Genomic DNA, 21,566 nt, shown 5'->3' on the forward strand with positions numbered 1-21,566 from the left:
ATTTTCATATCCAAAATATAATATATTTTTGTATAAAATGAGCTAATCATGATCAACAGGATTATTCGGACAAAACCGCTTCCGTTATTCATTTTACGTTTAATAACCGGGTTAATTTTCTTGTCAGAAGGATTACAGAAATTTATTAATTCCGAAAGTGTAGGTACCGGAAGATTTGCAAAAATAGGTTTTCAAAACCCTGAATTTTGGGCATCAGCAGTAGGTGTGGTTGAAATTGTGTGTGGAATTTTACTGCTTTTAGGTTTTATCTCCAGATTGGCGGCTTTCCCTTTGTTGGTTATTATGATAGTGGCTTTTATCACCACAAAAATTCCAACTTTTCTGGACAAAGGCTTTTGGGCTTTTGCCCATGAATACAGAACAGATTTTGTAATGACGATGCTTCTGATCTTTTTACTGTATTTTGGAAGTGGTAATTTTTCAATAGATAAAAATTTGATAAGCCGTGAACAGGAATAATGAACTGAAGACACTTGCCCGTGTTTTTCTTACTTTGGGAGTTACTGCATTTGGTGGCCCGGCCGCACATATAGCTATGATGCAGCAGGAAGTGGTGGTTAAACGAAAGTGGATGAGCGAAGAGCATTTCCTGGATCTGATGGGAGCCACGAACCTTATCCCGGGACCCAACAGTACCGAAATGGCAATGCATATAGGACAGGACAGAGCGGGCTGGAAAGGTCTGATTGTGGCCGGATTATGTTTTATATTTCCGGCAGTAATTATTACATTATTTTTTGCATGGCTTTATAAGGAATATGGACAGCTTCCTGAGGTTCAGCCATTTATTTATGGGATTAAGCCTGCTATTATTTCAATTATTCTGACAGCCATTTTACCGTTGGCAAAAAAATCATTAAAAAATATAAAGCTTGGAATCATTGGCTTCACTGTATTAATATTGGCTTTAATGGGCGTCAATGAAATATTGCTGTTATTTGGTGCTGGAATAGTGGCTATAGGATTATCATTGTTTTCAAACAGGAAAACGATCAATTCTTTTTTACCTCTTGGCATATTACAGATTTCAGATTTTAATTTATTTTCAGCTCTCAATATAAGTCTGTTTCTGACATTTCTTAAAATAGGGGCTATTTTATATGGGAGCGGCTATGTGTTATTTGCCTTTTTGGATGCCGAACTGGTAGAAAAAGGCTTATTGACAAGACAGCAACTTATAGACGCAATTGCTGTGGGACAGTTTACACCGGGGCCTGTATTTTCTTCGGTTGCATTTATTGGGTATCAGATCAATGGTTGGTCGGGAGCTACAGTTTCTACAGTAGGTATCTTTTTACCGTCATTTATATTTGTTGCATTACTAAATCCCATTGTAAAAATGATGCGGGATTCAAGTCTTTTTTCCAAATTCCTGGATGCTGTGAATATAGCATCTGTAGCAATAATTGTTTCCGTTTGCTATGTGATGGCAAAAGAAAGCATCAGTGACTGGCGGGCAGTTCTTATAGCGGTAATATGCTTAGTACTAAGTTTCGGATTCAAAAAACTCAATAGTGTTTGGATTGTTTTATTGGGATCGTCTCTGGGATATGTATTGAATTTGCTTTAATAGCAAGGCTTTCTGTTCCTATTGGATTTGGAAATTATTTTTTCCATTGGGCTTACATTTCCAGCCGGATAATCTTCTCTGCCAGTTTTTGATTAGTGAAATCCGGAATCAACCGCATAAAAAGATTACGTAAAGTATTTCCCTTTTCCCACTGTGAAATTTTTCCGATTCTCCAGCTGGTATTAACGATATAATCTACCTTTTTCCTTCTTATCTTTTGAAATTTTTCAAAAACAGCATTGAAATCCTTGCTGTCTTCCAGTAATCTTCCAATAATGTAGGCATCTTCAATAGCCTGGCAGGCTCCTTGTCCCATATTCGGAGTGGTTGCATGGGCAGCATCTCCGATCAGGCACAGGTTTTCAGAATACCATGATGGAATAGGAGACAGGTCTGTAATATCATTGAGAATGATGCATTCCTCTAAAGTGGTTTCAATAATATTTGAAACAAGAGGATGAAATTCTTTAAAATTTTCAGACAGACCCAGATAATGCTTATGCTTCTTTTCACTGATCAGAGCATACCAGTATACCTTTTTCTCTGAAATCTTCACAAAACCGAAGCGCTTTCCTTTTCCCCACAATTCAATGGCTTCCTGATCAAACTGTTCCGGTAAATCAAATGTTACCAGTCCGCGCCAGCATTTCTGTCCGGCATTCCGGATAGTTCCGGTATTCAAAATCTGGTTTCGGATCCTGGATTTTATACCGTCTGCCCCAAAAATGATTTTACTTTCTGCTTGAGTTCCGTTTTCAAAATATAAAGAATAGTTCCCGTTCTTTTCGATCTTATTTAATGAATGATTAAGCTTAATATATTTATTCCCGATATTTTCAGCCAGTATTTTCTGCAGTTCCGCTCTATGAATGGCTACATTGCAGGAATTATATTTTTTTTCCAACGCAGGAATACTGGTTTTTGTGATAGGTTTTAAAGATTCATCGGTTATGGAAATTCCATGAATCTTATTTCCCGCATTTTCTATTTTTTCTTTTAAACCTAGCCTGTCAAAAATCTGCATGGCATTAACGGCCATCATGATTCCGGCTCCTACAGGTTTTATTTCCGGAGCTGCTTCAAAGATGGTAAAATCATATGAATGCTGCTTCAGGATATTTCCCAAAGCCAGTCCGCCAATTCCGGCTCCTATGATTGAAATGGTGTTCATCAGAATTAGGATTTTATTTTTTAAAGGCTTAAAATATAGTTTTCAGATACTTTTTTAAATCCGTATTTATTGAAAAAATGATGGGCACCCGTATTACCGATCCCGCTTTCCAGCATCATAAAGCTGATATTCCAGTTTTTGGACTCTTCTACAGCCTTTTCCAACAGTGTACTTCCGAGGGACTGCCCTCTGAGTGATTGATCTAAAAGCATATCTTCCAGTACTGCATAATTTTTAAATCCGCGAATAATATTGAAAATCAGCATTCCAATAATTTTCCCTTTCTCATTTTCAGCAATCAGGATATTTATTTTTGACGTATGATCCACATCAAAACCTGAATTAAGCTGATGGGTCAATATTGCTTTAAGATCCGGATTCCAATGACTAGAATCTAAAGCTCTTCCGGAAATTATTTCGCCGTGAGAGATATAGGAATCTGTTTTATGGGCAATAAAAAAATCAACCAGTTCTTCAGTCCGCGTATTATCCGTAAGCCATGTTGTGGTGTAATTCATTTTTATTTTAAATTTTTCAGTTCATTCAGCAATTGATTCTGTTTGTTGATGAAACTTTCCAGACTGTCCGTTTTCAAAGGATGTGCCTTCTGGTATTTTTCAATTTCCGGAAGTGTTTTCCTGATTTTAAAAGCAGTATACAGATTACTTACGTTATCATTGTTCGCATTTACTTTGGCGATCAGTTCCTTTACTTCACTGATTTTAAGATGATACTGGTCGGAACTTATTTTAATTTCTTTCTCCAGCTGTTGTTTCAGAAGAGAATCTTTAATAGAAGCAGCCTGGTTGTGGGCATCAAGATAAAAAGATTCGGATTTTTGGAGGGTTTCGCCATAAACGGACAGAACTTTTCTGCTTTCTTCATTTATTTCTATAATCCTGTTATCGAGGGCTTTCAGGGCTTTATCGTTTTTGATCAGTTCATAATAAATCTGATCAACCATATCTCCTTTACGGTAGCTCTTTAATGAACCGGAGACAGATGATTCTGCATTGTCAACGGCATTTTCTACAGCCGGAGCATTTCTGGCTTCATTTTCTTTACAGGAAATTGTTAATATGGCTAAGGCGGAAGCGAAAAGGATTTTTTTCATAAGTTTTAGATTTGGTTTTATCTCTTATTAGTTGAAAGTACTTTAATGATTGTTACAGTATTTTATAATTGAATGTAACTCTTAAAATAACAGACAAAAAAACGGAGCCTGAAACAGACTCCGCATACATTGTTTTACGCTAAAATTATTTACCTAAATAAGATTTAAGGATCTTGCTTCTAGTATTATGTTTTAGTCTCTTAATTGCTTTTTCTTTAATCTGACGTACTCTTTCTCTTGTAAGATCGAAAGTTTCACCGATTTCTTCTAAAGTCATCGGGTGTTTTCCGTTCAGTCCGAAGTATAGTCTTACTAAGTCAGCCTCTCTTGGTGTCAAAGTATTTAATGCTCTTTCGATTTCAATCTGAAGAGACTCAAGCATCAGATCTTTGTCCGGGCTTGGAGATTCTCCTGAACGCAATACATCATAAAGATTAGAATCTTCACCTTCTACTAAAGGTGCATCCATGGACAGGTGTCTTCCGGAGTTTTTCATAGATTCTTTAATATCTTCCTCGCTCATGTCAAGAACTTCAGCCAGTTCTTCCGGAGAAGGGGGTCTTTCATTTTCCTGTTCAAGGTGAGCGTATGCCTTATTAATTTTGTTGATGGAGCCGATTTTATTCAACGGAAGCCTTACAATTCTTGATTGTTCAGCTAGAGCCTGTAAAATTGACTGACGAATCCACCATACCGCATAAGAGATAAATTTGAAACCTCTAGTTTCATCATACCTTTTTGCTGCTTTCATCAGCCCTAGGTTACCTTCATTAATCAAATCGGGTAAAGAAAGACCTTGATTTTGGTATTGTTTAGATACGGAAACTACGAAACGAAGGTTGGCTTTGATTAATTTCTCCAGTGCTGCTCTGTCGCCTGCACGTATTCTTTGTGCCAATTCTACTTCTTCGTCCGCAGTGATCAGTTCCACTTTACCAATTTCCTGCAAATACTTGTCTAATGAAGCAGTTTCCCTATTGGTAACCTGCTTAGTGATTTTTAATTGTCTCATCTATTTTTATCCTCAAAAAAGAGTTACTATATATTATACGTATGAAGTGGTAAAAAGGTTACACCAATTTTAATTATTTTTTAAATTTAGGTGTGGAGAGAGAAGAACCTAAAATCAGAAATCAAGATTCAGGAATCAAAATGAAGGATATTAGACATTTCAGATAGAGGAGTGTAACTTTAAAATTAATTGCCATCTTCCGGCTTTTATCCAACAAAAAAGCGGAACCGAAGCTCCGCTTATATTATGAAGAATGATTAATCAGGAATCAGCAAGTAAATTAACCTGAAACCTGTCAATCATTAAAACAGTTCATTCAACAGTTTGGCCAGTCTCAGCCCTCCGTAAAGAAGCTGTCTTTCAAGCGTCTCATTGAATTTATACTGATAGTCGTATGATAATTTTGAATCATTTGGAGTTTGTGCGTAGATTTTGTTAGCTATTTTATGAGAATCATATAGCCAGTCTTCTACAGTTCCGGCCTGGATCTGCTTTATTTCTTCCTTAGATTTGATGTCTAAAAGATTGGCATATTCCGTATAGCTGTATTTCTGTGAATCTACCAGTTTTCCGTCCCATACAGAGTGAAGATTGGTTTTATCTCCGAAATAGGTTACATTGATTTTGTTTCCTCCCAGATCTTCGGCTCTTCCCACGTGAAGAGGCTGGGAGAGGTCACCCATAATATGGATAAGAAATATCAGGGCAATTTTTCTGTCTTTTTCAGAAGTTTTTTCATCTTTGATCTGGCTGGATAAAGTATTTATCTGAGTATAAAGGCTTGGACCCGCCTGCATTTTCAGGTTTTGACCAAAAGCTTTAAAATCTGCCTGAGGATCAATATTCACGTAATGCCATGATGAAGCCTGTTTCCAGACCCCTGTAGTATCAGATTTGATGAAATCCGGCCAGTTTGCCCAGTAGGCAAGACGTTCCTTACCCATTATTTTTCTTATTTCTCTTCTTGCTTTGCCGGACAGATGGTTTTCTGCGATCTCTGCAATAACGCGGTGCCCGGTAAGCCCCCATGCATAAGAATAAAGTGAAGATGAAATGAATGCTAAAATCAGAATTTTAGAATAAATACTTTTCATTATAAATAACATTTTACAAGCTGCAAAGATACGTTCCGGTTTCCAAACCTGCATCAATTATCATCACTTTCTTATTTCAAGAAAATGTTAATAAAAATTAATCTGAATAAAGAAATACAGGATAAAATTCTAAGCAGCATCTAAAATGCTGATAAAACAGGCATAAAAGTCTGCATATCAGCTGATAAATTTAATTTTAAACTTTGAGTCACAAACATGCATGGACCGTTATTACCGTATTTTTACGGAATTTGTTATAGTATATTCCTTTTAATGTCAATAAATTAGTATTTTTAAGATAAAATTATAGCTAAATTATTTTTTCAAACTTATGAGATATATTATCTTTACAAGTCATAATCACAGGAAACACTATGTATGAGAATAATATTGTAGACATGTATTACAATAAACTGCAGACCGACTTCAAAGCTGAAGCCGTGGCGGTGAATCTTTTGAAATATCAGCGGGCAGTAAGCAATATATTTATAGAAAGAATCGGAATCAACGACCGGGCTTACCTCAAGGATATCAAAAGTATTTCAAGCAGCTATTTGGGATTTGATGAGGAAGTATTCACCATAGAAACCTATAGAGAAGGTATTTATGACTACCTCCCGGAAGGTCTGTTTCATCCGCCGTCTCTGGGAGCTTCCCGAAAGAATGTAGATTCTGTGGTACGTGAGATCCGCAAGCAGAAAAAAGTAGAAGAGGATGCCCGTAAATTTTTCCGTCCTTTCGAGCTGGAAGTTTTTTTTACGGAAATCAGTTCCCTGCTCAAGGAATCCGAATTTGATATTTCAAGCAGTACAGATACCCTTTTGGACACGGTAAGTGAGCTATGGCCCCTTATAAAAGTGCTTGATAAGCAGAATGCCTATATTTTTATCTACATTTTACCCTTTTTTCACCAGATCAGAGGTGATAAAAGATGGTTTGAAAGATGCATGACCGCTTTTCTTCAGGTACCGGTAGAAGTTACTTTTGCCCCGAATATTATTGACAGGATAGAAAGAAATGATGATTCAATGCTGTTGGGGAATTCCAAACTTGGGGTTACCTATATTCCCAGCGGAAGACACATGGATGGGCAGCGGAACTGGGTAGTTAACATAGGCCCGATTCCTTATACGGAAATGAAAAAATATATTTCCGGAAGCCCGTTCAGAAATATTCTGCAGGCTTTATATGATTATTTTCTTCCGGTAACGGTAGATGTGGAGGAAAATTTTATTACCGAGAAAGAAGAATATTCATTCAGTCTTGAAGACGATGAAAGAAATGCCAGCCGTCTCGGATACTCTACTTTTCTCTAAAATAATTTATTATATTTACAACTACCAACAAAGTATAAATTTGAAAAGAAACTAATGGAAATTTCTTCAGTAAAAGGTATTTTTTTAAGGTATATTCTAATGCCTTTAATCGCGGTGATTTTGATGATCATTCTGGGTATTATCAGGAGGAACAAACCTGCGATCAAAATTAAAGTAATTATTATATATGTTCTTCTGTGCAGTTTATGTCTGGCACTGCCGGGGATTTTCGGTTTTGCAGGAAACCTTTTTAATCCTTACTGGTACCTTATTGCACAGGTTATTTATCTTATTTTTGGTATTATCCATGTTAATTTGCTGCATAAATATTTCAGAAAACATATTGATTCTGTAGCAATGAGTATTTTGTTTGAATCTATACTTTCATTAACGTGTATTGCTTTTGGAGGATATTTATTTACACTGATCTTTAACTGGATAGGCAAAGGTGCAGGCTATGCCGTAATGGCTGCTACAAGTATGCTGATCTTTGTTGTTCCTATGGTATTTTATTACTGTTACGTACAGTTTATAAGCATTCCCTTTGATATCTATAAAACATGGAGATATTCTCCTGACCAGAAGCTTCCGGACTTTGAAGGGGCTGATTTTGACAGATTAATGGTATTGAATGTTGAGCTGAGTAAAAACCTTGAAGATTCAAACAGATTCAGGATCAAAGCCAAAACACTGCCAACCGGAGTCACTTTCGGAGATTGGTTTTACAGGGTTGTAGACGATTACAATCATAAAAATCCGAATTCTATCATTCATCTTTCGGATACAGAAAAAGAACCTTATTATTGGATTTTCTACACCAAAAAATCGTTTTTCAGCTTTAGAAAATATATTGATTTCGATCAGGATATCTCTACGAACAGCATTTCAGAAAATGAAGTGGTGATCTGCAAGAGAGTTATCCAGCATGAGGAAGAAGGAGTATTGAAAAAATCATAATCACAGAAAATTTAAAAAGTATTAACTATGATACAGCCTATTAAGCATTTTGCGATCAATTGGGTAGATGGGATGAAAGTTTCCCAGAGACACCTTAATGATCAGGATAATTTTTTAATTGACACGATAAGGGATTCCAGCTCACTGAGAATCAATACATATAATTATGGGCTTTTGCCTATTTCTAATGAATTTACGGACAAGACAATATTTGATGTTCACAATACCGCTACCAACGACGTGCAGCTTGTTATCAAAAGATGCAGCGCCGTTACCATGGCAGGTTACCGTATCGATCTGAGCGACAGGAGAGTAAGCGTGAAGTCACTGGCAAAATCTATGAGCGAGGAGCAGGCAGACGGCGATTATTATATCCTGATCTCTGTAAATCCCTTTGATAAGGTGCCTTTTGGGGATATTGACCCTGAGGAAATTCCGCCACGCCATCCAAACGCACAGCCGAATCATCACATTGAGCTTCTTCCGGTCACTTCATTGAACAGCAGCTATTCCGGAGGGAACTATCTTATTATCGGAAAAGTAGATTTAAAAGCAAATATTGCACAGGTAGATTCTAATTTTATTCCGCCGTGTACCTCCATTCAAAGTCATCCTGCTTTGATAGATTACTACAGCAGCTATGCAAAATCAATAGGAAATCTACAGCAGTACGCTTTTAAAATCATTCAGAAAGCATCTCACAAAAACCAAAATACAGCATTGGCACAGAATGTTAAATTTTTGTGTACAACAATGGTGAATACGTTTGGAGATATGTATTTCCAGTTCAGAAACATCATTCCGTGGCAACCGCCTGTATTTTTGATTGAGGCATTTGCAAAACTCGCCCTCCATCTTTATAATTCAACCCAACTTCTGGTCCCTGCAGAGCTTGAAGAAATGCTGAACTATAGCCTGGAGTGGAGTGAAATAGCTCCGCATACCTTATTGAATCAGCTTTCTATCGTAGCAGAAACCAATTATGATCACCATAATTGCGGAGAACCATTATTGTATATTCAGCAGATGTTACGCAGCCTGGAAATTATTTTCTCTAAATTAAGTGAACTTGATTATATCGGTCAGAGAAAAGAAAACATTATTGTTAATGAACAGGAAGTTTCTTCAAATACCAATCCGAAAAGAGGCTGGAGTGTTTTAGATTAATAAAAATGATTAAAATGTAAATCCCGGACTGAATTTTCGGGATTTTTTATGCATAAAATATTGAAAGGTGTAGAATATAATTGATTAGTTTGTCAGTTTACTGATCAAATAATAATCAATTCCAAAATAAAATAAAGCATGGATCTAAATATCATAAGAAAAGATACGGCTGGCTGTAAAGATAAAATATTCTTAAACAGTGCGGGAGGATCATTGATGACGGAAATTGTAGTTAAAACAATGACCGATCATATTTTATTGGAGCAGCAACATGGTGCTTATGAAGCTGCTGACAGGAATGCAGACGGGCTCAGCTTATTTTATACAGAAGCAGCAAAGCTCATCAATACCCGGCCTGATAATATTGCTTTTACGGTTAGTTCTACCGATGCTTACGCTAAAGCTTTGTCCAGTATTGAATTCAAAGATGGAGATTGTATTATTACAACTAATGACGACTATATCTCGAATCAGATGGCTTTCTTTTCACTGCAGAAAAAGAGGGGAGTTAAGCTGATCAGGGTGAAAAATCTTTCTGATCATGAGCTGGATCTGGAAGATCTTGAAAGTTTAATCAAAAAATACAATCCGAAGCTTGTTGCAGTTACCCATATTCCCACCAATTCCGGACTGGTTCAGAATGTGGAAGGAGTAGGTAAGATCTGTCGCCAGTATGATGTTTTATATCTTATTGATGCCTGCCAGTCCGTTGGCCAGCTGGTTGTAGATGTTGAAAAAATAGGATGCGATTTCCTGACTGCTACAGGCCGGAAATTCATGCGGGGACCCAGAGGAACAGGATTTTTATATGTTTCGGACCGGGTTTTAGAAAAGAATATGGCTCCGGTATTTTTGGATATGGCAGGGGCAGAATGGACAGACTTCGATGATTATAAGCTGCTTAAAACGGCAAAAAGATTCGAACACTGGGAAACTTCTATCAGTTCGCTTTTAGGATTTACAGAAGCCTTAAAATATGCAAATGGAATTGGTATGCAGAATATTGAGAATTATAATAAAAAGTTGGCGGAAAGCTTGAGGACTGGCCTTCATAATAAGGGTTTCAAAATATTGGATCAGGGCAAAAATTTATGCAGTATTGTTACCTTTTGTGCCCCGGACAGCAGCATTGAAAATATTTATAAAATACTGAAAGAGAACAATGTATATTTTTCAGTAAGCAACAAAAGCAATGCACTCATTGATTTTACATTGAAAAACCTGGATAGGGCAATTCGTCTGTCACCGCATTATTTTAATACTGCTGATGAAATTGAGAGTGTGGTAAAAATGCTGGAATATTAGATATGGTGGCTTTGCGCCCTAAGCCACCATAATGTCTTATTTCTTCACCAGTATTATTTCTGTGGCTTTTCTACTGAGTATTTCTTTAGAGTTTCCAATCTCAATGGTCATTGATTTATCAAAATCTTCAATTTTAACGACCTTAATCCTGGTATTCAGAAGCAATTTTCTGTCATTTAAATAACTTAAAAAGCCATCATCTGAAAGGGTAACTGAAGCAAATATTACCGTTTCTCCAACTTTGCAGGCACTCAGTTTTTGCAGATTCTGTGCAATAATATTTCCGTCTTTATCAGGAATAGGCTCTCCGTGCGGATCAAATTTAGGATGATCCAGGATTTCGTCCATTTTATCGAAAAAGATTTGTGAATGAACATGCTCCAGCTGTTCTGCGATCTCATGAACATTTTCCCAGCCAAAGTTCATTTTTTTTACCAGGAACATTTCGGTAAGCCTGTGTTTGCGGACTACCAGTGCAGCTTCACGTTTTCCGTTGTCTGTAATGACCAACGGTTTGTACGTTTCATAGACAACCCATTTTTTGTCGGCAAACTTCTTCATCATGTTATTGACGCTCGGCATCTTTACGTTTAAAAACTTGCTGAGCTCATTGATTGTCACTTTCCCTTCATTGTCAACTAGATGAAACAAAGCCTTCAGATAATTTTCTTCTGTTAATGTTGTTCTCAAAATGTTAGATGATTTTCAATACAAATCTAACAAAATATTATGTAAAATCGGGTCTTGTTATTTTAACTTTTTTTAATTTTACTCTATGAAATTTTCTTTTAAAAACGATTATTCCGAGGGATGTCACCCGAAGATTCTACAGGCACTTTTAAAATCTAACTTTGAGCAGCAGGCCGGATACGGCGAAGATGAATATTCTCTGCAGGCAAAAAAACTGATCAAAGAAAAAATTAATAATCCGGATTCGGAGGTTTATCTGGTTTCAGGAGGAACGCAGGCAAACCTGATTGTGATTTCTTCAGTTCTGAGGCCATATCAATGTGTAATATCTGCAGCGCCGGGCCATATTCTGAATAATGAAACGGGAGCTATCGAAGCCACAGGCCATAAGGTTTTAAGCATTGAAACAGCAGACGGAAAGCTTAAACCTTCAGACATTGTTCCGGTATTGGAAAGCCACAGCAACATTCCGCATCAGGTTATGCCAAAATTGGTGTATATATCAAATTCTACAGAACTGGGAACGATTTATCTGGCCGAAGAGCTGGAAGAGCTTTCGGATTTTTGCCGTCAGAACGGGATGTATCTGTTTATGGATGGCGCCAGGTTAGGACATGGCCTTACTGCTGAGATCAGTGATCTTACCCTGGAAAAGGTAGCTGAACTGACGGATATTTTTTATCTGGGTGGAACAAAGAACGGAGCATTGATAGGAGAGGCCATTGTCATTAATAACCCGGTTTTACAGCCGGACTTTGCATTTAATATCAAGCAGAAAGGAGCGCTGCTGGCCAAAGGGCGTCTTCTGGGCATCCAGTTTACGGAACTGATGAAAGACGATCTGTATTTTGATTTGGCAAGACATGCCAACCATCAGGCTATGAAGATTAAAAATGCTCTTAAGGAAAGGGGAGTAGAGTTTCTTGCTGATACCTATACGAACCAAATATTCCCTGTTATCAATAATGATCTTATTAAAATCCTGTCAGAACATTTTGAATTTTTTGTCTGGAAAAAGATAGATGAAAGCTCTTCTGCCATTCGCCTTATTACTTCTTGGAATACGGCTGATGAAGCAGTAGAACGTTTTATAGAGATCATCCAGAAAGAACTTTAGTAAAAAAGGTGGCTGAGAATTTCAAGGCCACCTTTTTCAATAATGTATAATTTTACTTTTTATATTATTTTAAAGCTTTTAAGACCACTTTGCAGTCGGCAGTTTCCAGTTTTTGCCCGTCCTTATAGCTGATCTTTTTTTCATCCGCATACTTAGACTGTCCGTCTTCCTCTTTATGATCCCCGATTCCCTCTGTTAAAGTATTGTCTTTCTGAATAAAGAAGATATCTCTTTTGCTTTTTGATCCTTCAGACTGAAATTCATAGGTTAATTTCAGGGTATCTCCTGATTTAAACCCGGTTACATCTCCTTTGGAACTGTCTTTTTCATGGTTTTTATAGACCAGTTTTCCGGTAATGGTTCCAAGATTATCATCAATAGAGGCAAAAACACTGTCTTTTCCTGTAACACCGATATAGCAGAATGATTTTGGCCCGAGTGTATCTACCACAGGCTCAATGACAGCTGCTGTATCAGTTTCAGTTTTTGGAGCTGGTGTTTCTGTTTTTTTATTACAATTCATCAAAAAAAACGATACTGACCCCAGTAAGATTAATTTTTTCATATCTAATGTTGTTATATTAAATTCAAATTTCAATGTACTAAATTAGGAATAGTATTTAGATATGAAAGAAAAATAGTTATAAAATAAAGCTAGTTTATATATAGTTGATGAAAAATTTAAACCATTAAGGAAGAATTAATTTAAGGAATAAAGGAAAGTTAATCCTTATTATAGCTTAATAGTTCAAAAAATAAAAATTTAAAACAAGCTCTGATTATAGATTGCTGTAATCAAAAAAATATTCTATTAAACTTTTAATGCTCCTCTAAAACCTCTTGCAGCATAATAAGAATCTGCTCCGTTGTGATACATGAAAACCGTATTATAACGACGGTCGCAGAAAATAGCTCCGCCCAGTTCCCTGATATTTGCCGGAGTTTTTACCCAGCTGGAAGTTTTCAGGTCAAACTTTCCGAGTTCCTGCAGCTGTCTGTATTGCTCTTCTGTTAATAATTCAATGCCCATTTCATTCGCTTTATCAATAACATTGCTTTCGGGTTTGTTGGCTTTCCGGGCTTCCCAGGCCTGGTAGTCGTAGCACAGGCTTCGGCGTTTTGGACTCTCCGGAGAACAGTCGAAGAAGATATATTCGTCTGTTTTTTTATCATAGGCTACCACATCGGGTTCTCCTTCCGTTTCTTCCATTTCGTTCAATGACCAGAGTTTTTCCGGGACTGTTTCCAGTTTTTCCTGGATCTTTTCCCAGTTCAGGTTTTTATGACGGTTCATATTTTTCTCAAAACGGGTTTTCAATACCTTTAAAAGCTCTGCGCTCTGTTCGGTTGTCAGTTTCTTTTTACTCATGTCAGTTTTTTTTAATATTTGATTAAATGTTTAGTTCTTACCGATCATTTATACCTGTTCCGAATAATTGATTACAGCTATTTTCCTGTCAGCAGGTCTGAAATACCATGAAATAATAACTAAAATCAGCAATAACAGAGCCGGAAAAGTTCTTCCAAAAGTATCTCCCACAATGATATGAGAAATGAGTGCTCCTGACATTACAAAGAAAAATCCGGCATAGGCCCATTCTTTAAGCAGTGGGCGTTTTGGGATTAGTATAGCAATAACGCCCAGAATTTTCCATACTCCGATAATCATCATCAGGTAAGCGGGATAGCCGAGATTGGTAAAGTTTTTGAGCTCATCCTCATTTTTCATAAGCTGGACAATAGCTGTAGATACCATGCCCAATGCCATCCAGATCGTGAAGATCCAGTAGATGATCTTTTTTCTTTTTTGAGATTTGTTCTGTGTTTCCATAAAATAGTTTTTGAATATTAATCGTTTAATCCTATTCCGTCCATTATTTGTGGGATGCATTTTTCAATACGGGCTTCACGGGTTGTGGACTGTTTTGCAGAGGAAAAGTGGAGCAGGTAGGCTCTTTGTCTTCCTGGAGTCAGTGCTTTGAAAGCTTCCTGTAAGGCCAGGTTCTGATCCAGTTTATTCTGAAACTCTTCGGCCATTTCAAACTCTTTTGTTTTTTTCATTTCCACTTTAGCACCTGATTCTTCAATTTCTACTGCTTCAAACATATAACTGCGAAGAACCTGCTCCAAATCATTGATCTGTGCTGCATCAGTAAAACGGATCTGTCTTGCAGCCTGTACGTTTTTAGACTGCTGGATCAAAATATGATCGGGATCTTTCATCAAAGTACCTTTAAAGAAAAGCAGGGCACAATATTCTTTAAAACCATGGATCAGGAAAATATTTTTCCCTTCGTAGGTATAGCAGGGACAGCCCCACTTTAAATCTTCTACAAGCTCGGTGCTGAGGGCAATGGTTCTTAATTTTTCAAATTCTTCCTGCCATTGGCCGGCATTTTCGAAGAAAAAATTAACTTTTGGATTCATGATGGTGAGTGTTTTGAGTTTGAGATTTTTAATGTAAGAGTAGGAGAGCATATCAATTCCTAGCATCTGATATCTGAAAGCTTACATCTAATTTCTAAAATATTCCTGAAGTCGGTTATGAGCCATATTAAGCCCCTGTGCAAAAGGTAGTTTCAGCATTTGGTCTCTGAAATCAACAGATTTATAAACTGTATGGATGGTAATTTTGCTGGTACTGTCTGTGATTTTCTCAAATTCTAAAAATTCGATCTGAACAGGAAAGGGGGTATTTTCCATCTGGAAAGTCCTTGTGATCTTGTGTTCAGGAATAAATTCATGGATTGTTCCGTTAGCACTAAAAACTACATCGCCCTGAGGACTGGATGTCTGAAACTGATAGCTTCCATGCGGCCTGTTCTCCATTTTCAGGACTTTGGTGCCCATCCATTGTTCAAAAATTTCCGGTTCAGTGTAGGCTTTGAAAAGAAGTTCAACCGGAAGATCGAATTCCCTGATGATAAATATTTCCTGTTTGCCATCTTCAGCGTGAATTTTTGTTTTTAATTCCATGATTTTGAGTATTTTAGTATTTTGAAGAAATAGGAATTGATTATCATTTATTGCTATAGGTTTTCATGATGCTTTCTAGCTTGTTGAATCTGTCGTCCCACATCCTGCGGAAAGGTTCTATAAAATCGGCTATTTCTTTCATTTTATTGGGATTAAGGTGATAGATAATTTCTCGTCCGTTCTGTTCAGATCTCAATAATTCACATTCTGTAAGAATTTGTAGATGTTTGGAAACGGTAGGTCTTGCGGTATCGAAATTGGAAGCGATAGCACCGGCGGTCATAGACTGTGCTGCAACCAGCATCAGGATAGATCTTCTGGTAGGGTCTGCTATTGCCTGAAATACATCTCTTCTTAAATTCATTGTGTAGTTATTTGACTACAAATTTAAATGAAGTTATTTGACTACGCAAGTTTTTTTGTGAGAAATTAATCAATCTTGTCCTGAATAAAATTCTGACCTACCCAAATCGTTCCTTTAGGTATAGACAATGGCTTTGAAAAAATCAATAGACTATACAAAATATTAATTTATCATTATTATATCCATAATGTAGTATATTTATGTTTAATTTTTAATTTTAATTAAATCTTTTAATTTTTATCAAAATAAATTAATATATTTGGATTAATACTAAACCAAAATCATGAACCAAATAATTAATATGAAAAGTCCAATTCGGTTTTATTTAAGAGAGTTTTACGAACCTTTTGAAATAAAATGTAGCCCGCTTTATAATGAAGAAATGAAAGATGAACTAATCAACTGGGCTTTGGACAAAGGGAATTTTAAAACTCGTGAAGCAGCAATACATAGTACTGAATGTAATATAGTATATTGGGCTGCTCTATGTTTTCCTTTTACGAAAAATTTAGAAAGATTTTGTATTGTCAGTAAGTATTTTCAAGTCTATTGTATCAATGATGACCATGCTGATGAACCTTGGGGGGATGGAGGTGAAAATGTTGAAACTGGGAAAAAATACTGGGAAGGGGCTATTAAACTTTTAGAAACACTAAGAGATAACACACCGTGGCATAGAAAGTTTATGCGGAACATTTTAATGAAAACAGTCACCAGCCCTTATCAGCGGGCTACTTTTGAGTATATGAAAAAAATACTTAAAACTCAGTCTCCCGCTGCCCGAAACAGATATATTAACCGTTTTAAAGAATATATGGAAAGTGCTTCTATACAAATTCAGATGCGAGGGAAAGAAAAAGATCTGGATATTGAGACTTATAAAGCATATCGTATCAATAGTTTAGCGTCTATACCTTGTACATTGATGATAGAATATTTGTATGAAGTAGAAATGACAGATGAGGAATATTATCATCCCAAAGTACAGGAACTTGAAGGATTATGTACGTGGCAGGTAGCTTTAGTTAATGATTTGTTCTCTTTATTTAAGGAAGCAAAGGAAGGTGTATTGGAAAATGTAAATAATATTATTGCCATTTTGGTAAGTAATGGTAAAATGGAGATACAAGAAGCTGTAGAAGAAGTATGTAGTCAAATTGAATGGACACATCGTGAGTATATAAGGGTGAGAGATATTTGGTATAACAGTGGAGAGAACATTTCTAATTCTATTCAAACATTCATTAATGGGATGGAATATTATATGTCAGGAAATGTTTATTGGCATCGTCAAAGTAAAAGGTACCACGGTAAAAACTGGGAAGGAATAATTACGACAGGATTTATGGAATGGAGTCCTGAGGGAACAATTTATCATGAAGATAGCGGTAATAGTCCAGAAATAATATAGCCTTTTCCGCAGATTTTAAGGATTAAAGCGGATTGAGAATGTATGGAGATCTGCAACATCTGCCGGATTTGCGAAAGATATTAACTTATTGCCCTTACATATGGAATACATTAAACTTATGCCCATCAGGATCTGCGAAGACAAAACCATAATAATTGTTTCCGAAGCTTTCAGGTTCTGAAACAATGATACCGCCGGCTTGTACGACTTCCTGGGCCCACAGATCGGCCTGTGCTATGCTTTCTGCTGACAGGGTGAAGATGATTTCGTTGGGACTCTGTGCATCGCTGAATTTTACATTTTTGACATTGGCTTCCAGTATTTCTTTAAGGAAAAAGTGAATGATAAATTCATTTTCACCGAAGAAAAAGCTGACCAGTTCATTAGATGAGTTAGGATTATTAGGCTTGAATCCGAGTTCTGTATAGAATTTTTGGGTACGCTCAAGGTTGGTTACCCCAAGATTCGCCCAGATCATTTTAGGTTTCATATTATTCTATTTTTGGTTAGAATAAAGGTATTGATTTTTAAAACAACGGGTATTATTAAGAAGAGTTCTCAGAATCTGTTAAAGAATAATCTAGCAGGAAAATTTGAAAATAACGGAATCTGAAGAGGTTATACTTCTGTCTTTTTGGAATATTTTTTTTGTCCTATAATTTATATTATGTTAAATTTATCTTGCTAACCATCACAATTGTTTTGCTGTGATACGTTTAGTTTTTTGAATAGGTCAACCTGTATAGTTGTTTTGTTTCATTGGATTTTTACTCTATTTTTCTCAGTAATAATATAAATTGCTTTGAAGCCTTTTTTCGTGAGCTTCCTCATGGATACTGGACGGCATCTGATAGTTCAATAGGGTTATTATTTTGTTTTATTATTTCCTGTTTATTTTTTGCTAATTCGTTCCAATTAATGTTTTTAACTTCATTTCCTTTTTCATCAACAAAATTCATTTTTATTTTTCCCATTTTGGCTTCTTTGTAAGGATCAAGATAATTATTTAAATATATTTTATTAAGCTGATCCCCATTAACCTTTATAATATTATGATTTCTGAAATCGACTCCATCATATGGGTCAAAAAAAATTTTAAATAACTTATTTAAAAAAAAGTCATAGTTACCTTTATCATCATACATCCAAACAATTAAACCAGGTAACCCTTTAAATAAAAAAGGACCTTCAGAAATAGGAATATCTTGTGTAAACCATGCCGTCCATTGTCGATTTTTATATTTCAATGTTGCCTGCTGGCATTCATATCCTCCTATTTTTTTTTTTCCTGAAGCTATTTTCCACTCTAAATGAGGTATTTCAGTTGTTACTTCGTAAACATCTACGAGTAAACGATAATATTTTTTTAAAGTGTTATTGTTTTTAACTACAGCATTATTAAAATTTATAGAAAAGGATTGTGGCTTTGCCCCACTATTTCTAATTGAATCACTCTTATATAGGTTTTCAGCATAAAAACGAGACGAATTTGTATCATAAATATCTAAAAACATGATGTTTTCTTTAGTGGCAGTTTGAGTAGAATCGGGTTTACTCTTTACACTATAAGCAACCCTAATATTCTGGGCTATTAATATATTAATGGTACAAAATAAAATTAAAGTATTAATTAAAGTCTTTGAAATCATAATATTTTATTGCTTTTTTCTTTAAAGGATTTTTACTCCAATCTTCCCATATACCAATGTATGGATCATAGCCACATTTTAACGGTTTTGAAAAAATATTTTCGGGGTCTTCTCTATATACACGACAATCTGTACAAAAATACCTGTATTCACAATCTTTACAGATTTCTACTTGGTCTTTAGTAATAAGTCTTTCTTTTTCTTTATGAACTTTTGACAATAAGGTTTCTACAGAAACATTATTTATATTGTCTAAAGTTTTTTGAGTAGAAGGACAATTTTTTAAAATACCGTCATTAGATATAAATAATTTCCCGTACAAACAATTATTAACAGTTTTGCTTTTAGAAATATTCTTAATATCATTCAAGAAATAATCTTCACTAATTATACCACAATTTTTAGGGTTAGTTAAGTTTTTTTCATAGTAAATTATTGTGAATAATTGCTCATTATCAATAATAGATTTATTTTCATGAGCATTATAAAAATAAACTGTCATAATTCTAGAATTTTTCGCCAATAAGTCAATAACTTTTTTATTATGGGATAATTCGAGATATGGTAGTAAAACTTCTACGGTTCTTATAGATGAAAGCTCAAGCAAGGATAAAATTTCTTTAAGTTTTGAAAAAGAAAATTCTAAGAATCTAATTTGGATAAAGCTTGCAGAAAGATCTTCTATGATTTTGTATACTTTCTTTACATCAAAATTATCTTCAATTCTATGTTCTATAATTACCTCATTTATTTTACTTGCTGACCGCCATTTAAATTGTTTCCGTAACATTTTTGAAGAATAATTACTCTTAGTAGTTCCAAACCCTTCCTCCTCAAAAAAAGAAATTATTTCTAATAAATGATCTTCTACAGGAAAATAATACTCATCAATAAACAAGTTATAATAATCTGTAATATCCAATATTTTATTGAAATGAAAATCACAGAGAAGAATATTTTTAGCTCCTTTAATGATAAAGCAGTCCTGATACAATTCAAAATATTGTTTCATTTTTCAAATAATTTTAAATTTATAAAAGGAGTACAAACCTTGTCATAAACTTTTACTCTATAACCTATTGAGTTGTATTTATGGGATATTATGCTTTTTTGTTCTTTTTTAGATATAAATTCTTTCAATTTCTCTGCGAATTCATCGTCTAAAATGAAATGCATTAATGTTATGTATTTTTTATGTTGCATTGTTTGAGCATTTTTTTTAAAGCAAGCGCAATTTCTATTTCTAGATAAGTATTGTTAAATACAGAATGGTATGTAAATTGACCTACCGGATTTACTTCTAAAAAGATGTGTTCGTTTTCGTTAGTTACAATTAGATCTATAGACGCACAATTTAAATTCATCGATTCTAAAAGATTTTTTAATTTATTTTCGATTGCACTTGGAAGACTATAAATTTCAAATCTACATTCTTCATTAGCAACAGAAATTCGATGATCTACATTTGAATTATCAGTAGTGATAATTTTTGTTGAAAAAAACTTTCCTAACAAATAAAATGACCTAACTTCAAAGTTCCTTACAATTTTTTGCTGTAATAATGCAGGTTTAAAAAACTCGGGAATATTATTAAGCTTATTATTTACAGAAGTAGTTTGCATTGAAAGTATCTTGTTTCCAGATTTAAAATTCATTCCACTTACAATTGGTTTTGTAATAAGTTCTTTGTCTTCAGCTATTAAAATTTCAATTGCTTTTTTATTATTAATAATATGAGTTTTAGGAATTGAAAGGCCATGACTTTGGGCGATTTTCATCTGTATAAGTTTGTTTTCAGTAATAAATGAAGGATCAGTAAGCCAAGTAACATTCCTTCTTTTTAACTCAAATAACAAATAATCTCTTAAAGCTCTGGATTCAGTCAAATTATATTCAATCAAAGAGAAATATAAATTTTTTCTAATATCCGTTTTTTGACTTTCTCGTAAAGCATATGGATATCTCCTAAACCAAACTACTTTAAAGGCATCAATTGGATATTTTCCAATAAATATTGTATTTTTATTAAAATCAATATTTAATACATCATAAATATTATCATTTAGGACAAAAAAAGGAACTTTATAAGCAGTTAGCCAATTGGCAACCTGTTCTGTTGGTTGATCTCCAGATTTTGATATAATTAAGATCATGATTTAATTAATTCACACATTTAAAATTATCCAAATAGAACTGCCTAGTTTCTTTGTGCCCTTCCTTAGAAATTTTAAATGATAAAACTAAATTTCCACATTTTATACTTTTAGTAATAATTTTTTCTGATTCTTTTATTGGTGGAACATCTTTGTCATGAATCATTAATGCACAATCATAAGTTTTGGATGTAGAATTCTGTAAATAAAATAGTTTCTCTCCTTTAAATTTATGAATAGGTGTGTTCAATCCACTTCTAATGGAATCAAATTGTTTTTTATTTTGCGCCATTTTGAAATTTCCAAAAATTAACATAGTTACTTTAGCAGAGTCGTTTTTAAAACGATAGTAATCACCTTCTGATTCAAAATAATTATATTTTGATAATGAACTATATTTATTTGCACCACAACTATATAATAAAAAGATTAATATGACAATTATATATTTTTTCATACGTTTTTAAATATAACTACCT

25 protein-coding genes are annotated in these 21,566 nt (G+C 34.8%); 8 read left to right on the top strand and 17 right to left on the bottom strand.

Annotated elements, in window-relative coordinates:
* The first annotated feature begins 48 nt into the window (after positions 1–48).
* Positions 49–480, top strand: coding sequence for a DoxX family protein (locus tag J2T03_RS02610; protein WP_307209253.1), 432 nt, complete (start codon positions 49–51; stop codon positions 478–480).
* Positions 467–1,591, top strand: a complete 1,125-nt coding sequence (gene chrA / locus J2T03_RS02615) for a chromate efflux transporter (protein WP_307209254.1) — start codon at positions 467–469, stop codon at positions 1,589–1,591. The genes J2T03_RS02610 and chrA overlap by 14 nt, the downstream gene beginning before the upstream one ends.
* Positions 1,592–1,643: 52 nt before the next feature.
* Here chrA and J2T03_RS02620 read toward each other — a convergent pair whose 3' ends face one another.
* The 5 genes from J2T03_RS02620 to J2T03_RS02640 all read right to left on the bottom strand — a co-directional run bounded on the left by J2T03_RS02620 (position 1,644) and on the right by J2T03_RS02640 (position 5,982).
* The gene (locus tag J2T03_RS02620) at positions 1,644–2,762 is read right to left on the bottom strand and encodes an FAD-dependent monooxygenase (protein WP_307209256.1); all 1,119 of its coding nucleotides are present in this window, start codon (positions 2,760–2,762) and stop codon (positions 1,644–1,646) included.
* A 20-nt stretch (positions 2,763–2,782) separates the two neighbouring features.
* The gene (locus tag J2T03_RS02625; protein ID WP_307209257.1) at positions 2,783–3,280 is read right to left on the bottom strand and encodes a GNAT family N-acetyltransferase; all 498 of its coding nucleotides are present in this window, start codon (positions 3,278–3,280) and stop codon (positions 2,783–2,785) included.
* Positions 3,281–3,282: 2 nt separating this feature from the next.
* Positions 3,283–3,876 (bottom strand): hypothetical protein, encoded by a 594-nt coding sequence (locus J2T03_RS02630; RefSeq protein WP_307209259.1) that lies wholly within the window; start codon positions 3,874–3,876, stop codon positions 3,283–3,285.
* A gap of 145 nt (positions 3,877–4,021) precedes the next feature.
* The gene (locus J2T03_RS02635) at positions 4,022–4,888 is read right to left on the bottom strand and encodes a sigma-70 family RNA polymerase sigma factor (protein ID WP_002979276.1); all 867 of its coding nucleotides are present in this window, start codon (positions 4,886–4,888) and stop codon (positions 4,022–4,024) included.
* 302 nt (positions 4,889–5,190) lie between these two features.
* A complete protein-coding gene (locus J2T03_RS02640) occupies positions 5,191–5,982 on the bottom strand; it encodes a S1/P1 nuclease (RefSeq protein WP_306842736.1) in 792 nt (263 codons plus the stop codon).
* 374 nt (positions 5,983–6,356) lie between these two features.
* On the opposite strand from J2T03_RS02640, the gene J2T03_RS02645 reads away from it, so the two are divergent.
* From J2T03_RS02645 to J2T03_RS02660, 4 genes are all read left to right on the top strand, one after another.
* Positions 6,357–7,298 (top strand): type VI secretion system baseplate subunit TssG, encoded by a 942-nt coding sequence (locus tag J2T03_RS02645; protein ID WP_307209261.1) that lies wholly within the window; start codon positions 6,357–6,359, stop codon positions 7,296–7,298.
* A gap of 54 nt (positions 7,299–7,352) precedes the next feature.
* On the top strand, positions 7,353–8,255 hold the full coding sequence (locus J2T03_RS02650; RefSeq protein ID WP_306842732.1) for a TssN family type VI secretion system protein: 903 nt from the start codon (positions 7,353–7,355) through the stop codon (positions 8,253–8,255).
* A 27-nt stretch (positions 8,256–8,282) separates the two neighbouring features.
* A complete protein-coding gene (locus J2T03_RS02655) occupies positions 8,283–9,422 on the top strand; it encodes a hypothetical protein (protein WP_306842731.1) in 1,140 nt (379 codons plus the stop codon).
* A gap of 138 nt (positions 9,423–9,560) precedes the next feature.
* Entirely contained in the window at positions 9,561–10,727 is a 1,167-nt protein-coding gene (locus J2T03_RS02660) for an aminotransferase class V-fold PLP-dependent enzyme (RefSeq protein ID WP_307209263.1), read from the top strand.
* A 36-nt stretch (positions 10,728–10,763) separates the two neighbouring features.
* On the opposite strand, the gene J2T03_RS02665 is transcribed toward J2T03_RS02660, so the two are convergent.
* Positions 10,764–11,417 (bottom strand): metal-dependent transcriptional regulator, encoded by a 654-nt coding sequence (locus tag J2T03_RS02665; RefSeq protein ID WP_307209265.1) that lies wholly within the window; start codon positions 11,415–11,417, stop codon positions 10,764–10,766.
* Positions 11,418–11,502: 85 nt separating this feature from the next.
* Here J2T03_RS02665 and J2T03_RS02670 point away from each other — a divergent pair, with 85 nt between their 5' ends.
* A complete protein-coding gene (locus tag J2T03_RS02670) occupies positions 11,503–12,534 on the top strand; it encodes a threonine aldolase family protein (RefSeq protein WP_307209267.1) in 1,032 nt (343 codons plus the stop codon).
* A 64-nt stretch (positions 12,535–12,598) separates the two neighbouring features.
* Here J2T03_RS02670 and J2T03_RS02675 read toward each other — a convergent pair whose 3' ends face one another.
* The 6 genes from J2T03_RS02675 to J2T03_RS02700 all read right to left on the bottom strand — a co-directional run bounded on the left by J2T03_RS02675 (position 12,599) and on the right by J2T03_RS02700 (position 15,874).
* The gene (locus tag J2T03_RS02675) at positions 12,599–13,099 is read right to left on the bottom strand and encodes a hypothetical protein (protein WP_307209269.1); all 501 of its coding nucleotides are present in this window, start codon (positions 13,097–13,099) and stop codon (positions 12,599–12,601) included.
* A 246-nt stretch (positions 13,100–13,345) separates the two neighbouring features.
* Positions 13,346–13,903 carry a DUF4256 domain-containing protein gene (locus J2T03_RS02680; RefSeq protein WP_307209271.1) on the bottom strand — a complete coding sequence of 186 codons (558 nt, stop codon included), beginning with the start codon at positions 13,901–13,903 and terminating at the stop codon, positions 13,346–13,348.
* A gap of 48 nt (positions 13,904–13,951) precedes the next feature.
* The gene (locus J2T03_RS02685) at positions 13,952–14,365 is read right to left on the bottom strand and encodes a DoxX family protein (RefSeq protein WP_307209273.1); all 414 of its coding nucleotides are present in this window, start codon (positions 14,363–14,365) and stop codon (positions 13,952–13,954) included.
* Between the two features lie 17 nt (positions 14,366–14,382).
* Positions 14,383–14,961 carry a YdeI/OmpD-associated family protein gene (locus J2T03_RS02690; protein ID WP_307209275.1) on the bottom strand — a complete coding sequence of 193 codons (579 nt, stop codon included), beginning with the start codon at positions 14,959–14,961 and terminating at the stop codon, positions 14,383–14,385.
* Positions 14,962–15,048: 87 nt separating this feature from the next.
* Complete coding sequence (locus J2T03_RS02695) at positions 15,049–15,510, bottom strand: SRPBCC family protein (protein ID WP_306842720.1); 462 nt, start codon at positions 15,508–15,510, stop codon at positions 15,049–15,051.
* A gap of 43 nt (positions 15,511–15,553) precedes the next feature.
* A complete protein-coding gene (locus J2T03_RS02700; protein WP_306842718.1) occupies positions 15,554–15,874 on the bottom strand; it encodes an ArsR/SmtB family transcription factor in 321 nt (106 codons plus the stop codon).
* Between the two features lie 283 nt (positions 15,875–16,157).
* Here J2T03_RS02700 and J2T03_RS02705 point away from each other — a divergent pair, with 283 nt between their 5' ends.
* Positions 16,158–17,285, top strand: coding sequence for a terpene synthase family protein (locus tag J2T03_RS02705; RefSeq protein ID WP_307209276.1), 1,128 nt, complete (start codon positions 16,158–16,160; stop codon positions 17,283–17,285).
* A gap of 94 nt (positions 17,286–17,379) precedes the next feature.
* Here J2T03_RS02705 and J2T03_RS02710 read toward each other — a convergent pair whose 3' ends face one another.
* From J2T03_RS02710 to J2T03_RS02730, 5 genes are all read right to left on the bottom strand, one after another.
* On the bottom strand, positions 17,380–17,775 hold the full coding sequence (locus J2T03_RS02710; protein ID WP_307209278.1) for a VOC family protein: 396 nt from the start codon (positions 17,773–17,775) through the stop codon (positions 17,380–17,382).
* Between the two features lie 337 nt (positions 17,776–18,112).
* Positions 18,113–18,934, bottom strand: a complete 822-nt coding sequence (locus J2T03_RS02715; protein WP_307209280.1) for a GLPGLI family protein — start codon at positions 18,932–18,934, stop codon at positions 18,113–18,115.
* A complete protein-coding gene (gene gwsS / locus J2T03_RS02720) occupies positions 18,912–19,946 on the bottom strand; it encodes a grasp-with-spasm system SPASM domain peptide maturase (protein WP_307209281.1) in 1,035 nt (344 codons plus the stop codon). The genes J2T03_RS02715 and gwsS overlap by 23 nt, the downstream gene beginning before the upstream one ends.
* A gap of 169 nt (positions 19,947–20,115) precedes the next feature.
* Positions 20,116–21,087 carry a hypothetical protein gene (locus J2T03_RS02725; RefSeq protein WP_307209283.1) on the bottom strand — a complete coding sequence of 324 codons (972 nt, stop codon included), beginning with the start codon at positions 21,085–21,087 and terminating at the stop codon, positions 20,116–20,118.
* Positions 21,088–21,094: 7 nt separating this feature from the next.
* Complete coding sequence (locus J2T03_RS02730) at positions 21,095–21,544, bottom strand: hypothetical protein (protein ID WP_307209285.1); 450 nt, start codon at positions 21,542–21,544, stop codon at positions 21,095–21,097.
* Positions 21,545–21,566: the final 22 nt, after the last annotated feature.

The organism is Chryseobacterium lathyri, from assembly GCF_030812195.1.
GTDB classification, from domain to species: Bacteria; Bacteroidota; Bacteroidia; order Flavobacteriales; family Weeksellaceae; genus Chryseobacterium; species Chryseobacterium lathyri_A.

Excerpts from the sequence above, each read along its gene's own strand:
- J2T03_RS02610 (WP_307209253.1), top strand. The coding sequence starts at position 49 with ATGATCAACAGGATTATTCGGACAAAACCGCTTCCGTTATTCATTTTA.
- J2T03_RS02620 (WP_307209256.1), bottom strand. The coding sequence starts at position 2,762 with ATGAACACCATTTCAATCATAGGAGCCGGAATTGGCGGACTGGCTTTG.
- J2T03_RS02625 (WP_307209257.1), bottom strand. The coding sequence starts at position 3,280 with ATGAATTACACCACAACATGGCTTACGGATAATACGCGGACTGAAGAA.
- J2T03_RS02630 (WP_307209259.1), bottom strand. The coding sequence starts at position 3,876 with ATGAAAAAAATCCTTTTCGCTTCCGCCTTAGCCATATTAACAATTTCC.
- J2T03_RS02635 (WP_002979276.1), bottom strand. The coding sequence starts at position 4,888 with ATGAGACAATTAAAAATCACTAAGCAGGTTACCAATAGGGAAACTGCT.
- J2T03_RS02640 (WP_306842736.1), bottom strand. The coding sequence starts at position 5,982 with ATGAAAAGTATTTATTCTAAAATTCTGATTTTAGCATTCATTTCATCT.
- J2T03_RS02645 (WP_307209261.1), top strand. The coding sequence starts at position 6,357 with ATGTATGAGAATAATATTGTAGACATGTATTACAATAAACTGCAGACC.
- J2T03_RS02650 (WP_306842732.1), top strand. The coding sequence starts at position 7,353 with ATGGAAATTTCTTCAGTAAAAGGTATTTTTTTAAGGTATATTCTAATG.
- J2T03_RS02655 (WP_306842731.1), top strand. The coding sequence starts at position 8,283 with ATGATACAGCCTATTAAGCATTTTGCGATCAATTGGGTAGATGGGATG.
- J2T03_RS02660 (WP_307209263.1), top strand. The coding sequence starts at position 9,561 with ATGGATCTAAATATCATAAGAAAAGATACGGCTGGCTGTAAAGATAAA.
- J2T03_RS02670 (WP_307209267.1), top strand. The coding sequence starts at position 11,503 with ATGAAATTTTCTTTTAAAAACGATTATTCCGAGGGATGTCACCCGAAG.
- J2T03_RS02675 (WP_307209269.1), bottom strand. The coding sequence starts at position 13,099 with ATGAAAAAATTAATCTTACTGGGGTCAGTATCGTTTTTTTTGATGAAT.
- J2T03_RS02680 (WP_307209271.1), bottom strand. The coding sequence starts at position 13,903 with ATGAGTAAAAAGAAACTGACAACCGAACAGAGCGCAGAGCTTTTAAAG.
- J2T03_RS02685 (WP_307209273.1), bottom strand. The coding sequence starts at position 14,365 with ATGGAAACACAGAACAAATCTCAAAAAAGAAAAAAGATCATCTACTGG.
- J2T03_RS02690 (WP_307209275.1), bottom strand. The coding sequence starts at position 14,961 with ATGAATCCAAAAGTTAATTTTTTCTTCGAAAATGCCGGCCAATGGCAG.
- J2T03_RS02695 (WP_306842720.1), bottom strand. The coding sequence starts at position 15,510 with ATGGAATTAAAAACAAAAATTCACGCTGAAGATGGCAAACAGGAAATA.
- J2T03_RS02700 (WP_306842718.1), bottom strand. The coding sequence starts at position 15,874 with ATGAATTTAAGAAGAGATGTATTTCAGGCAATAGCAGACCCTACCAGA.
- J2T03_RS02705 (WP_307209276.1), top strand. The coding sequence starts at position 16,158 with ATGAACCAAATAATTAATATGAAAAGTCCAATTCGGTTTTATTTAAGA.
- J2T03_RS02710 (WP_307209278.1), bottom strand. The coding sequence starts at position 17,775 with ATGAAACCTAAAATGATCTGGGCGAATCTTGGGGTAACCAACCTTGAG.
- J2T03_RS02715 (WP_307209280.1), bottom strand. The coding sequence starts at position 18,934 with ATGATTTCAAAGACTTTAATTAATACTTTAATTTTATTTTGTACCATT.
- gwsS (WP_307209281.1), bottom strand. The coding sequence starts at position 19,946 with ATGAAACAATATTTTGAATTGTATCAGGACTGCTTTATCATTAAAGGA.
- J2T03_RS02725 (WP_307209283.1), bottom strand. The coding sequence starts at position 21,087 with ATGATCTTAATTATATCAAAATCTGGAGATCAACCAACAGAACAGGTT.
- J2T03_RS02730 (WP_307209285.1), bottom strand. The coding sequence starts at position 21,544 with ATGAAAAAATATATAATTGTCATATTAATCTTTTTATTATATAGTTGT.